12 protein-coding genes and 1 tRNA gene are annotated in these 12,267 nt (G+C 65.2%); 1 reads left to right on the top strand and 12 read right to left on the bottom strand.

The window, feature by feature from the left end; genetic code table 11:
- Together B0W88_RS35140 and B0W88_RS24340 are read right to left on the bottom strand one after the other, a co-directional pair.
- On the bottom strand, nucleotides 1-130 hold a 130-nt coding region (locus tag B0W88_RS35140), incomplete at its 3' end, for a sigma factor (protein WP_304442601.1).
- Between the two features lie 15 nt (nucleotides 131-145).
- The gene (locus B0W88_RS24340; RefSeq protein WP_144006934.1) at nucleotides 146-730 is read right to left on the bottom strand and encodes a hypothetical protein; all 585 of its coding nucleotides are present in this window, start codon (nucleotides 728-730) and stop codon (nucleotides 146-148) included.
- A 211-nt stretch (nucleotides 731-941) separates the two neighbouring features.
- Between B0W88_RS24340 and B0W88_RS24335 the strand changes: the two genes are divergently transcribed.
- Nucleotides 942-1,229, top strand: coding sequence for a helix-turn-helix transcriptional regulator (locus B0W88_RS24335; protein ID WP_077037204.1), 288 nt, complete (start codon nucleotides 942-944; stop codon nucleotides 1,227-1,229).
- Nucleotides 1,230-1,640: 411 nt separating this feature from the next.
- On the opposite strand, the gene B0W88_RS24330 is transcribed toward B0W88_RS24335, so the two are convergent.
- From B0W88_RS24330 to B0W88_RS24285, 10 genes are all read right to left on the bottom strand, one after another.
- Nucleotides 1,641-1,717: transfer RNA gene (locus tag B0W88_RS24330), tRNA-Pro, on the bottom strand.
- A 34-nt stretch (nucleotides 1,718-1,751) separates the two neighbouring features.
- On the bottom strand, nucleotides 1,752-2,198 hold the full coding sequence (locus tag B0W88_RS24325) for a MerR family transcriptional regulator (RefSeq protein ID WP_077037203.1): 447 nt from the start codon (nucleotides 2,196-2,198) through the stop codon (nucleotides 1,752-1,754).
- 35 nt (nucleotides 2,199-2,233) lie between these two features.
- The gene (locus B0W88_RS24320; protein WP_083749032.1) at nucleotides 2,234-2,623 is read right to left on the bottom strand and encodes an integration host factor subunit alpha; all 390 of its coding nucleotides are present in this window, start codon (nucleotides 2,621-2,623) and stop codon (nucleotides 2,234-2,236) included.
- Between the two features lie 8 nt (nucleotides 2,624-2,631).
- On the bottom strand, nucleotides 2,632-5,025 hold the full coding sequence (gene pheT / locus B0W88_RS24315) for a phenylalanine--tRNA ligase subunit beta (protein ID WP_077037202.1): 2,394 nt from the start codon (nucleotides 5,023-5,025) through the stop codon (nucleotides 2,632-2,634).
- 18 nt (nucleotides 5,026-5,043) lie between these two features.
- A complete protein-coding gene (pheS, locus tag B0W88_RS24310) occupies nucleotides 5,044-6,081 on the bottom strand; it encodes a phenylalanine--tRNA ligase subunit alpha (protein WP_077037201.1) in 1,038 nt (345 codons plus the stop codon).
- Nucleotides 6,082-6,181: 100 nt separating this feature from the next.
- Nucleotides 6,182-6,535 carry a 50S ribosomal protein L20 gene (rplT, locus tag B0W88_RS24305; protein WP_077037200.1) on the bottom strand — a complete coding sequence of 118 codons (354 nt, stop codon included), beginning with the start codon at nucleotides 6,533-6,535 and terminating at the stop codon, nucleotides 6,182-6,184.
- A 30-nt stretch (nucleotides 6,536-6,565) separates the two neighbouring features.
- Nucleotides 6,566-6,769 carry a 50S ribosomal protein L35 gene (gene rpmI / locus B0W88_RS24300; protein WP_077037199.1) on the bottom strand — a complete coding sequence of 68 codons (204 nt, stop codon included), beginning with the start codon at nucleotides 6,767-6,769 and terminating at the stop codon, nucleotides 6,566-6,568.
- A 119-nt stretch (nucleotides 6,770-6,888) separates the two neighbouring features.
- Nucleotides 6,889-7,434: a translation initiation factor IF-3 gene (gene infC, locus B0W88_RS24295; RefSeq protein WP_077037198.1), complete on the bottom strand. Its 546-nt coding sequence runs from the start codon at nucleotides 7,432-7,434 to the stop codon at nucleotides 6,889-6,891.
- A gap of 89 nt (nucleotides 7,435-7,523) precedes the next feature.
- Nucleotides 7,524-9,431 carry a threonine--tRNA ligase gene (gene thrS, locus B0W88_RS24290; protein WP_077037197.1) on the bottom strand — a complete coding sequence of 636 codons (1,908 nt, stop codon included), beginning with the start codon at nucleotides 9,429-9,431 and terminating at the stop codon, nucleotides 7,524-7,526.
- Nucleotides 9,432-9,610: 179 nt separating this feature from the next.
- The coding region (locus tag B0W88_RS24285) for a polysaccharide deacetylase family protein (protein WP_077037196.1) at nucleotides 9,611-12,267 on the bottom strand (2,657 nt) is incomplete at its 5' end.

The raw sequence follows: 12,267 nt of genomic DNA, 5'->3' as shown, positions 1-12,267 counted from the left end.
AGAGGGTGAGCCTCACCCACGCCTCCTGGACAAAGTCATCCGCGTCGTGAGCGCTTCGACCCCGACGCATCAGCGCCGATCGCACACGTCCGAAGACTTCGGCCCAGTACTTGCCAGAGCGGGCAATCATGGCCTGTCAGCCTCTCTATGCTCCGCCAGCTGGAGCCGGCGACTGAGACCTTATTGCTCGCCACTGATCCCGCAGGCCGCGGCGCTGCTGCACCAGTTCCGCACGCTCGGCCTTCTCGAAGACCCGGGCGATGCATGCGCAGGCCGAATCAAAATCTTCGAAGGGCGATTCGCGCGAAACGGCCCGCTCGATCTTGGCCTGCAGTTGCGCGGCCCTGACCATCGCAGCGATGCCGGATTCCTTCAACGGCGGCCTTGCAACCGGGACCCCCATCACGCGAGCGAGGGTCTCGTCGCCCAGCAGCGCGCCGATCCGCTCGACGCCCCGCTCTCGCAGATGTTCACGCAGAAGACGATCGTGCGAAGCAGTCGCGGGCCATGCACCCAACACTTCGCACTCGCCGCTGGCAAGCATGCCTAGTGCCCATCTCCAGAGCTGCTTAGTCGCTCCACTCGGTTCCCGCATCTTGAAGCTGAATTGGATGAACAGGGTCCGTTCGTGCCGTCTGCATAGCGGCTTGGTCATCCAGTGGTGCGCGCAAGTTTGCGCATGCGGCTGGCCCGTTCCATCCGGCCCTTGCATGGTTGTCGTCGAGGTCATGCTCGCACTCCTCAATTCGGAGGTTGCAGATTCGGCTCATAGATACACGCAGGCGACGCAGTTTCCGTTGAGACCCCAATGAGATCGCCTCTGGGCATCAGCTCGTCGCGGCCCGAACACTCATCGAGTGGCGGTATCAATATTCCATTTTAGATTATCCCAAATTGGGATATTAGTCAATGAAAGCGATCGTCTGAGCGCGTGACGCGCCATGGACAAAAGCCTCTACTCCACCGAACGACAGATCCTCTTAGCCCTACTGCGAGAGGCGCGTCTTGCTGCCGGCATTTCCCAAGCCCAACTTGCAGCCGCGCTGGACTGGACTCAAGGAATGGTCAGCAAGGCAGAGAAAGGCGATCGCACGCTTGATGCCGTTGAATTACGCGAATGGCTTCGCCATCTCGGACAAGACCTGTCAATGTTCTCGGAAGTCTGGGAGCTTCGAATCGCCGCGTACAAATCGGGCCTATTGGCCCGTTCACCCCGGAGGCCGAGGTGACGCGGGATGCAAGGGCGAAGGAGGCATTAACCTACCGCGTTGCGTCGAAGGGCTTGTCCTGTTGGTCGGGCAGCCCGTCAAAGGTTCTGGCGCCGATGAACGGCTTCTTCTGTCGGCGTTGACCAACTTCCCAATGGCAGTCGCTCAGGCGCGTAGCCTACGAGACGTGTCATGACCAGCAATCTGCCGCTACTTTTCACATCGTGACGCGGTCAGCGCGAAAGACCAAGGGAACAAACGCGGAAACTCGCCCGTTGCCTCGGCCAGCAAGCGCCTTCGCAAAATCTACATGCAACGCCGCATGATTTCCCGGTGGACCCCTGGGTGGACCCCTGGAGAAAATTACTGCGCGAAAAGGAAAAACGGGTTAGCTGCTTTCGCTGCTAACCCGTTGATTTCTCTTGCTTTTCTTGGTCGGAACGGCGGGATTCGAACTCGCGACCCCTTGCACCCCATGCAAGTGCGCTACCAGGCTGCGCTACGCTCCGACTGAGCCTTGCATTCTAGCGCAGATTTTGGCGCTCAAGCAAGAAGACTCTCTCTGATCGACAAAAGTTCGGCCCTCACCTGCTCGATGGATAACTTCTCGCCCAGCGGCAGCGGAGCGTCGATGCTGATGCGGTCCTCGTCGCTGGCGTCCAGGGCCGCGTCGTCGAGCATCAGGGCCTCCTCGGCCTCGCTGCGGAAGGCCATGGCGGTCAGGTCCGCGCCGCGGGTCTCGGTCAGTTGGTTGCGGGCGCCGCTGATCGTGAAGCCCTGGTCGTAGAGCAGGTCGCGGATGCGGCGGATCAGCAGCACCTCGTGGTGCTGGTAGTAGCGCCGGTTGCCGCGCCGCTTCATCGGCTTGAGCTGCGTGAACTCCTGCTCCCAGTAGCGCAGCACATAGGGCTTCACGCCGCACAGGTCGCTCACCTCACCGATCGTGAAGTAGCGCTTGGCGGGGATCGCGGGCAGGGACTTAATATCCATTCAGGAACAAAGGCTTGCGCTGGGGAGGAAAGACTCTACTCGAAGTCTTCCTCGGCCGCTGTATCACCTTGCACCTGGCCCTTCAGCTTGTGGCTGGCGTGGAACGTCACCACGTTGCGGGCCTTGATGGGAATCTCCTCGCCGGTGCGCGGGTTGCGGCCAGGGCGCGGCGCCTTGCGGCGGATGTTGAAATTGCCGAAGCCCGAGAGCTTGACGTCGTCGCCGCGCACCAGCGTGCTGTGGACGATGTCGAAGTAGGCCTCGACCATGTCCTTGGACTCGCGCTTGTTCAGGCCGAGCTTGTCGAACAACAGTTCGGCAAGATCGGCCTTGGTCAGCGTCGGCGTCTCGATGCTGGGCAGCAGCGGACGGGCCGGCGTGGCCGGCTTGCCGTTGTCGTTGTTGTTGTCTGAGTCGTCGCTCATGTCCGTCCTCATCGGAGTCTGGCTCCCAGCTTGTCGGCCAAGGCCTGCACCACGGCCGTCACGGTCTGCTCGATGCGTTCGTCGGTCAGCGTGGCTTCGTCGTCCAGCAGTTCCAGGCGGACGGCCATGCTGCGCTCGCCACCCTGGGCGGGTTTGAACACATCGAACAGGCGCGCCGAGCGGATCAGGCCGGTGTCCACCGAGGCGATGGCGGCCATCAGGCCGTCATGCGTGACCTGGTCGTTCACCAGCACGGCAATGTCGCGCTGCACCGCCTGCTGGCGCGGGATCGCCTGCAGCGAGGGCAGCTCGCGGGCCAGCAGCGCATCCAGCTCCATCTCGAACAGCACCGGCGCGCTGGGCAGTTCGTAGCCCTGGCGCCACTTCGGATGCAGCTCGCCAACCACGCCGACGGCCTTGCCGTCGATCACGATGCTGGCGCTGCGGCCCGGGTGCAGCGCCGGATGCTCGACCGGCACGAAGCTGGGCTTCAGCGGCGCCAGCAGCGCTTCCACATCGCCCTTGACGTCGTAGAAGTCCACCAGGCGGTCGCGCTGGCTCCACTGCGGCTGGTCAGCCGGGCCGAAGGCCAGCGCCGCCACGCGCATCGGCTGGGCGATGCCGGCGATGGTCGCGTCGCTCTCGACCACCGAGGCGTCGCGCAGGAACACGCGGCCGATCTCGAACAGGCGCACGCGCGGCGCCTTGCGGGCCAGGTTGTACTTCAGCGCATTGACCAGGCTGCCGATCAGGCTGGTGCGCATCACGGCCAGGGGCGCGGCGATCGGGTTCAGCAACTGGATCGGGTTGGTGTTGCCCGCCAGTTCGGCCTCCCAGCGCGCTTCCACGAAGCTGAAGTTGATGGTCTCGAAGTAGTCGCGGGCGGCCAGTTCGTGGCGCAGCGCGTGCGTGGCGCGGCGCTTCTCGGAACGGGCCTTGGCGACGACCGGCGCCAGCGGCGGCGTGGCCGGCAGCTTCGGGAAGCCGATCACGCGGATCACTTCCTCGATCAGGTCTTCCTCGATCTGGATGTCGAAGCGGAAGCTCGGCGGCGTGACGGTCAGCGTGCCTTCGCCTTCGGTGAACTCGAGGCCCAGGCGCTTGAAGACCGTGGCGCACTCCGCCTGCGTCACCGGCATGCCGATGATCTTGGCGGCGCGGGCGACGCGCAGCGTGACCGGCTTGCGGGCCGGCAGTTGCGTGGTCTGGTCGTCCATCGCCGCGGCCTCGCCGCCGCAGATGTCGAGGATCAGGCGAGTGATTCGCTCGATGTGCTCGACGGTCAGCGCCGGGTCGACGCCGCGCTCGAAGCGGTGGCCGGCGTCGGTGGAGAAGTTGTAGCGGCGCGAGCGGCCGGCCACGGCCTTGGGCCACCAGAAGGCGGCTTCCACGTAGACGTTCTGCGTGTCGTCGGAGACCGCCGTGTGGTCGCCGCCCATGATGCCGGCGAGCGACTCGACGGCCTGCTTGTCCGCAATCACGCCGACGGTCTCGTCGACCTCGATCGTGTTGCCGTTCAGCAGCTTCAGCTGTTCGCCCTTGCGGCCCCAGCGCACGACCAGCTCGCCGTCGATCTTGTCCAGGTCGAAGATGTGGGTCGGGCGGCCGTACTCGAACATCACGTAGTTGGAGATGTCCACCAGCGCGGTCACCGAGCGCTGGCCGCAGCGGGCCAGGCGGTCGACCATCCACGCCGGCGTCTGCGCCTTCGTGTTGACGCCGCGCACGATGCGGCCGGAGAAGCGGCCGCAGAGGTCGGCGGCTTCGATGTGCACGGGCAGCTTGTCTTGCGACTTCACGACCACCGGCTCGATGGCCGGCGTGAGCAGCGGCGCGCCGGTCAGCGCGGAGACCTCGCGGGCGATGCCGTAGACCGACAGCGCATGGGCCAGGTTCGGCGTCAGCTTCAGCGTGAACAGCGTGTCGTCGAGGTCCAGGTGCTTGCGGATGTCCTCGCCGATGGTCGCATCGGCGGCCAGCTCCAGCAGGCCGCCGTGGTCTTCGCTCAGCTTCAGCTCGCGGGCCGAGCACAGCATGCCGAAGCTCTCGACGCCGCGCAGCTTGCCCTTGCCGATCTTGAAGGGCTTGCCGTCTTCACCGGGCGGCAGCTCGGCGCCGATCGTCGCCAGCGGCACCTTGATGCCCACGCGGGCGTTCGGCGCGCCGCAGACGATCTGCAGCAGTTCGGCGCCACCGGCGTTGACGGTGCAGACGCGCAGCTTGTCGGCGTTCGGATGCTGCTCGGCCGTCACGATCTCGGCGACGACGATGCCGGTGAACGGCGGCGCCACCGGGCGCAGCTCTTCCACCTCGAGGCCGCTCATCGTCAGCAGCTCGGCCAGCTCTTGGGTGTTCAGCGCGGGGTTGCAGAAGCTCCGCAGCCAGGATTCTGGAAATTGCATGACTGTTTGACTAACCGATTACTTGAACTGACCGAGGAAGCGGAGATCGCCGTCGAAGAACTGGCGCAGGTCGGACACGCCGTAGCGCAGCATCGCCAGGCGGTCGATGCCGGAGCCGAAGGCGAAGCCGATGTAGCGCTCCGGGTCCAGGCCCATATTGCGGATCACCTGCGGATGCACCTGGCCCGAGCCGGACACTTCCAGCCAGCGGCCCTTCAGCGGGCCGGAGCCGAACATCATGTCGATCTCGGCGCTGGGCTCGGTGAAGGGGAAGTAGCTGGGGCGGAAGCGGATGTCCATGTCCGTCGTCTCGAAGAACTGCTGCATGAAGTTCACGTAGACGGACTTGAGGTCCTTGAAGGAGATGTTCTCGCCGACCCACAGGCCCTCGACCTGGTGGAACATCGGCGAATGCGTGGCGTCGCTGTCCACGCGGTAGGTGCGGCCCGGGGCGATCACGCGGATCTCCGGCATCGGCTGGCCGGCGTCGATCAGCGCCTTGTGCTTCTTGACGTGCTGGACCGCGTAGCGGATCTGCATCGGGCTCGTATGCGTGCGCAGGACATAACCCTTCTCGATGTAGAAGGTGTCGTGCATCGAGCGGGCCGGGTGGTCTTCCGGCGTGTTCAGCGCGGTGAAGTTGAACCAGTCGTTCTCGATCTCGGGGCCGTCGGCCACGTCGAAACCCATCGAGCCGAAGATGCCTTCGATGCGCTCCATCGCGCGGGTGATCGGATGCAGGCTGCCGGTGCCGCGCTGGCGGCCGGGCAGGGTCACGTCCAGCGCCTCGGCCTTCAGCTGCTGCTCCAGCTCGGCATCGGCCAGGGCCTGGCGGCGGGCATTCAGCGCGGCCTCGATGCCGCCCTTCAGGACGTTGATCTCGGCGCCGCGGGTCTTCTTCTCCTCGATGCTCAGCGCCGCCAGGCCCTTCATCAGTTCGGTCACGCGACCGGACTTGCCGATGTAGCGGGCCTTGGCGTTTTCGAGGTCGGCCGGCGTCGCGGCGGCTGCGAAGTCAGCCTGGGCCGCCTGCAGCAGTTGTTCGAGATCGTTCATCGAGGAGTCGAGTAATAAAAAAAGGCCGAACACCAAGGTGTCGGCCTTGCAGGTACCTGCTGGGGCGGGCCGCCCGAGAGCGGCTCGCTTGTAGAGCGGGTTACAGCGCGGCTTGCACCTTGTCGAAGATGGCCTTGAAGCCAGCCGGATCGTGCACTGCCAGGTCGGCCAGGACCTTGCGGTCGATGTCGATCTGGGCCTTCTTCAGGCCGGCAACGAACTTGCTGTAGGTCAGGCCCAGGCCACGGCTCGCCGCGTTGATACGGGCGATCCACAGCTGACGGAACACGCGCTTCTTGGCACGACGGTCACGGTAGGCGTACTGACCCGCCTTCATCACCGCCTGCTTGGCGATGCGGAAGACGTTCTTGCGGCGACCCCGGAAGCCCTTGGCCAGGGCCAGGACCTTCTTGTGACGGGCACGAGCGGTAACACCACGTTTAACGCGAGGCATGTTTAACTCCTTTGGTTAGACGTTGATGGATTACAGACCAGCCGTGGGCAGCATCTGAGCGATGTGACCCATGTTGGTTTCGTGCACGGAGACGGAGCCACGCAGGTGGCGCTTGTTCTTCGTGGTCTTCTTGGTCAGGATGTGGCGCTTGAACGCCTGACCGCGCTTGACGGTGCCACCCGGACGAACGCGAAAACGCTTCTTCGCGCTGCTCTTGGTCTTCATTTTGGGCATGAGATGCTCCTTTTAAGATGTCCCTGGGGCGGTGACGATTCCTCGTCACGCTTGTTTGGCCTCAGGAGACTAATAAGCCCGCCGACGACCAAATCGGCGGGCTGAAACTGACAAGCGACTTAACGCTTCTTCGGTGCAAGCACCATGATCATCTGCCGACCTTCAAGCTTCGGCATGTTCTCGACCACCGCCACGTCGGCCAGCTCGTCGCGGATCCGCTCCAGCAGGCGCATGCCGATGTCCTGGTGCGTGATCTCGCGGCCGCGGTAGCGCAGCGTGACCTTGCCCTTGTCGCCGTCCTCGGCAATGAATCGACGCAGGTTGCGCATCTTGATCTGGTAGTCGCCTTCGTCCGTGCCCGGGCGGAACTTGACTTCCTTGATCTCGATGATCTTCTGCTTCGACTTGGCTTCAGCCGCGCGCTTCTGCTCCTGGTACTTGAACTTGCCGTAGTCCATCAGCCGGCAGACCGGCGGATTGGCGGTGGCGGAGATCTCGACCAGATCGACGTCCAGATCGCCTGCCATGCGCAGCGCTTCCTGGATGCTCACGACACCGATCGGCTCGTTCTCGGGACCATTGAGGCGGACCTCGGGAGCCATGATTTCGCGGTTGAGCCTGTGCTTGCGCTCAGGGATCGCTCGACGATCAGCAAAAGTAGCGATGGTGCTTACCTTTCAACGAGCCTCCTGGCGAATGGGAGGCTCCAACAAAAAACAAACGCGCCCTGAGCGAGTGGATTGAAAAGGCCTTTTCAAGCCTTCCGGGTGATATCGCCGGCGATCTTCTCGATGAAGTCTGCCAGTGCCATCACACCCAGATCCTGGTTGCCTCGGGCGCGCACCGCAACGGCTCCGTTCGCCTTCTCCTTGTCGCCAACGACGAGGATGTACGGAACCTTTTGCAAGGAATGCTGGCGGATTTTATACGTGATTTTCTCGTTCCGCAAATCGGCCTGGACTCTAAGCCCTTGTTTTTGCAGCGCTTTCACGATATCCGACACGTAATCCGCCTGCGCATCGGTGATATTGGCCACCACCACCTGGGTCGGCGCCAGCCAGGCCGGCAGCGCGCCCGAGTGCTGCTCGATCAGGATGCCGATGAAGCGCTCCAGGCTGCCGACGATCGCGCGGTGCAGCATCACAGGCGTCTTGTGCTGGCCGTCCTCGTCCACGAATTCGGCGCCCAGGCGGCCCGGCATGGAGAAGTCGACCTGCATCGTGCCGCACTGCCACTGGCGGCCCAGCGCGTCCTTCAGCGTGTATTCGATCTTCGGGCCGTAGAAGGCGCCGTCGCCCGGGGCGATGATGAAATCCACGCCCGAGGCGCGCAGCGATTCCATCAGCGCGAACTCGGCCTTGTCCCAGACCTCGTCGGCGCCGATGCGGGCTTCCGGCCGCGTGGCGACCTTGTAGATGATCTCGGTGAAGCCGAAGTCCTTGTAGACCTTCTGCAGCAGCGCCGTGTAGTTGACGCACTCGGGCAGGATCTGGTCTTCGGTGCAGAAGATGTGGCCGTCGTCCTGCGTGAAGCCGCGCACGCGCATGATGCCGTGCAGGCCGCCCGTCGGCTCGTTGCGGTGGCACTGGCCGAACTCGCCGAAGCGCAGCGGCAGGTCGCGGTAGCTCTTGATGCCGTGCTTGAAGATCAGGATGTGGCCGGGACAGTTCATCGGCTTCAGCGCGTAGTCGCGCTTCTCCGATTCCGTCGTGAACATATTGTCCTTGTACTTGTCCCAGTGGCCCGAGGCTTCCCACAGCGACTTGTCCAGCAGCTGCGGGCCCTTGACCTCCTGGTAGCCGTTCTCGCGGTAGACGCGGCGCATGTACTGCTCCACCTCCTGCCAGACCGTCCAGCCCTTGGGGTGCCAGAAGACGACGCCCGGCGCGTGGTCGTCGATATGGAACAGGTCGAGCTCCTTGCCGAGCTTGCGGTGGTCGCGCTTCTCGGCCTCCTCCAGCATCGTCAGGTACTGCTGCAGCTCGTCCTTCGTCGCCCAGGCCGTGCCGTAGATGCGCTGAAGCTGCTCGTTACGGTGGTCCCCGCGCCAGTAGGCGCCGGCCACCTTCATCAGCTTGAAGTGCTTGAGCTTGCCCGTGGAGGGCACGTGCGGGCCGCGGCACAGGTCGGTGAACTTGCCTTCGGCGTAGAGCGAGACGTCCTGGTCCGCCGGAATGCCGGAGATGATCTCGGCCTTGTAGTCCTCGCCGAGGCTCTTGAAATAGGCCACGGCCTCGTCGCGCGGCAGCACCGAGCGCGTGACCTTCTCGTCCAGCTTGGCCAGCTCGCCCATCTTCTTCTCGATGGCGGCCAGGTCCTCGGGCGTGAACGGACGCTTGTACGAGAAGTCGTAGTAGAAGCCGTTCTCGATCACCGGGCCGATGGTCACCTGCGCCTCGGGGAACAGCTCCTTGACCGCGTAGGCCAAGAGGTGGGCCGTCGAGTGGCGGATCACGTCCAGGCCGTCCGCGTCCTTGTCGGTGACGATGGCGAGCTGCGAATCCTTGTCGATCAGGAAGCTGGTGTCGACGACCTTGCCGTCCACCTTGCCGGCCAGCGCGGCCTTGGCCAGGCTCGTGGCGATCGAGGCGGCCACCTCGGCGACCGTGACGGGCGCGGGGAACTCACGCTTGGAACCGTCGGGGAGTTGGATCGAAATCATGGGAAGAAAGCTCCGAAGAAACAAAAAAGCGCGGCCTGTGCCGCGCTTTGTTTGGAGTTTGAAAGACGAAAGCTGGCCGCGGCGACTAAACCCGAGTGGGGGTGGTGGTCGTAGTTCGCGGTGTCATAACCATCGTGCCTTTCTCGTCCTTGTTGGGCTGGAGAGTTTCCAAGTGTACTTCAGGCCCCCAGTTGCTGGCGCGCGTGATCGGCGCCCGCGCCCTTGGGCTGCAACTCCAGGTAGGTCTTGAATGCCGCCTTGGCGCCCTCCCCGTCGCCGGCCTGGCTCAAGGCGTCACCCAGGTTCAGATAGGCGATCGCGCGCGAAGGATCCATCTTGATCGCATTGCCGAACCAACGCGCCGCCTCGGCCCAGCGCTGCTGCTTGAAGTAGACAAAGCCCAGGTTGTTGGCCGCCAGCGCGAAGTCCGGCCGCAGCTTCAGCGCCTCGGTGAAGCCGGCCTCGGCCTCGGCGTAGCGCTGCTCGCGGTAGGCCAGCAGCGCGCGGTCGTTGGCCTGCTGCGCGGCCTGCTTCACGCCGGGCGCCGCCAGCGCGACGGTCTTGATGGTCTGGTCCTTGCCGGCCAGATCCTTGATGACGACCGGCGCCACCTGAGCCGGCCTTCCTGGCGCGCCGGCCTGCACGGCCGGGCCGGCCGCGTCGATCTTCGCGTTCAGCGCGATCGCCGCGCCGCCCAGCTGCGTCGTATCCGCGCTGATGAACTCCTGCTGCGCCGGCAGCTCGAAGACGAAGTCCCCGCCCTGCGAGCCCGGCAGGCTGCCGAAACCGGGCGTCTGCGCGGAGACGCTGGCAACGGCCGGTGCCACATAGGCAGCCAGTTCGGTCGCCGTGATCAGCCCGTCGCCGTTCAGGTCGGCCTTGCCCTGCAGGCCCTGCAGCAGCGTCCAGGTGAAGACCGAATGGCCTTCCGGCCCGTCATCCGCCACTTCCTGGTCCGCGCCGCCGGCGGTCAGCATCTGCCGCGCCATCCGCTTCGCGTTGTCGCGCAGGTAGTTGCCGGCGCCGCCACGGGTCAGGCCCAGGCCGCTGTAGCAGGCGTCCATCACGAAGAACACATGCTTGGCCGCCACGCTGGTGGCGATGGCCTGGATCTCGCCCATCGAGATCGCGTCGGTGCCGGTCTGCTTCGGATCGGCATCGGCCGGCACGAGGTAGCCGACCTCGCGCGAGCCCTGCTGCACCGTGGCGCCATGGCCGGCGTAGAAGACGAAGAGCCGGTCGTCGCGCTTCAGCTTGCCGTCGCCGAAACGCTCGTGGAAGGTGTCCAGGATGCCCTTGCGCGTGGCCTCGCCGTCCTTCAGCAGGATGACCTTGGCGGCGTCGAAGCCCAGCCGCTCCACCAGCGTCTTGCGCACGTCCTCAGCGTCGTGCACCGCATGCTTGAGCTTGGGCCACTTGGCATAGTCGTCGATGCCGACGACCACCGCCCAGGAATCCGCATAGCCGCTGGTCACGGGCTGCGGCGCCGCGCCCTGCACGCTGAAGCCCTGGCCGTCCCAGGCGGCGAAGCGGTAACCCTCGGCCACCAGCCGGTCCAGGATCACCGGCAGCGCCTTGGCGGCCTGCGGGTGGATGTCGTGGAACAGCACGATGCCGCGGCCTTCCTTGGCCACCTCGCGCAGCACGCGGTCGGCGACGGAGCTGGGCACCGGATCGGCCCAGTCCAGCGAGTCGATGTTCCACATCACCGAGCGCAGCTTCGCCTCGCCCAGCAATTGCAGGCCCTCGGCGTTGCGGGCACCGTAGGGGAAACGGAAGATCGGCGCGCGACGCGAATCCATCGCGCGCAGCAGCGTGTCAGCCTGCAGCACCTCGGCCTTCAGCGCCTCGCCCTTCTCCTTGGAGAGCTGGGCATGGCTGAAGCTGTGGTTGCCCACCGCATAGCCCTCGGCGACGAGCCGCCGCGCCACGGCGGCGCCGGGGCCCAGCTTGGCCTGCTGGTTCTGCGGATCGACGCTGCCCAGGTTGCGGCCGACCTCGAAGAAGGTGCCCGGCACGCCGTACTGCTTCAGCACGGCGACGACCTCTTCCGTGTAGACCGCATGCGGGCCGTCGTCGAAGGTCAGCGCGATGGTCTTGGGCGGCAGCGCGTTGCCGAAGATCTCGGCCGGCGTGTCTTCCTTGGGCAGCTCCGCCGCCGTGTACGGCACGATGACGCCGTATTCCTTCAGCAACTGCTCGCGGGAAACCAGCGTGCGCAGCTTGGCGAGGTAGTCGTCCCACTTCTCGCGCTTCAGCACGATGCCGCGCTGGTCGGACAGGCCCGAGAACGCGCGGCCGATCTCCTTGTCGTAGTTGCGCTCGATCTCGTCCAGCGCGTCCTTGTCCTCGGCGATGCGCTTGAGCAGCTTGATCGCCGGCAGACTGGAATCGCCGGCCAGCGCGGTCTTCAGTCCGTCCAGCGCGGCGCGGAAGGCCAGACGGTCGGCATCGAACAGCTCGGGCGCCGATTCGACGTAGTCCAGCGCCTGGCGACCGGCCTCGATCCGCGCCGCCGCGGGTAGCTTCAAGGCCTCATCGCCGAAGCGGCGCTCGGCCTCCAGCTTGTCGTGGAACAGCGCCTGGCCGATGGCCAGCACCTGCTTCGCCTGCTCGGGCGGCAGGGCATCGCGGCCCTCGGTCAGCACGATGATCTGGCGGTGGCGCAGCAGCAGCGGGGCGAGGGCCTGCTGAAGCACCGGGTTGGCGGGCGACTGGGCCACGGGTGCAGTCGCCGCCGGCGCCACGACCGGCCGGCTCCGCCACCAGGCAAAGCCGCCGCCGACGCCAGCCAGCACGACGATGGGAACGATGAAGCGCAGTGCCTTCCTCATAG

Source organism: Pelomonas sp. KK5, from assembly GCF_001984095.1.
In the GTDB taxonomy this organism is placed as follows: Bacteria; Pseudomonadota; Gammaproteobacteria; order Burkholderiales; family Burkholderiaceae_C; genus KK5.
Note: the sequence above shows the minus strand (reverse complement) of the source record. Positions and strands in the feature narration are given on the sequence as shown.

Coding starts and splice junctions, on each gene's coding strand:
- rplT (WP_077037200.1), bottom strand. CDS start 6,535: ATGCCTCGCGTTAAACGTGGTGTTACCGCTCGTGCCCGTCACAAGAAG.
- B0W88_RS24340 (WP_144006934.1), bottom strand. CDS start 730: ATGACCTCGACGACAACCATGCAAGGGCCGGATGGAACGGGCCAGCCG.
- B0W88_RS24320 (WP_083749032.1), bottom strand. CDS start 2,623: ATGAGCGACGACTCAGACAACAACAACGACAACGGCAAGCCGGCCACG.
- B0W88_RS24325 (WP_077037203.1), bottom strand. CDS start 2,198: ATGGATATTAAGTCCCTGCCCGCGATCCCCGCCAAGCGCTACTTCACG.
- thrS (WP_077037197.1), bottom strand. CDS start 9,431: ATGATTTCGATCCAACTCCCCGACGGTTCCAAGCGTGAGTTCCCCGCG.
- pheS (WP_077037201.1), bottom strand. CDS start 6,081: ATGAACGATCTCGAACAACTGCTGCAGGCGGCCCAGGCTGACTTCGCA.
- rpmI (WP_077037199.1), bottom strand. CDS start 6,769: ATGCCCAAAATGAAGACCAAGAGCAGCGCGAAGAAGCGTTTTCGCGTT.
- B0W88_RS24335 (WP_077037204.1), top strand. CDS start 942: ATGGACAAAAGCCTCTACTCCACCGAACGACAGATCCTCTTAGCCCTA.
- pheT (WP_077037202.1), bottom strand. CDS start 5,025: ATGCAATTTCCAGAATCCTGGCTGCGGAGCTTCTGCAACCCCGCGCTG.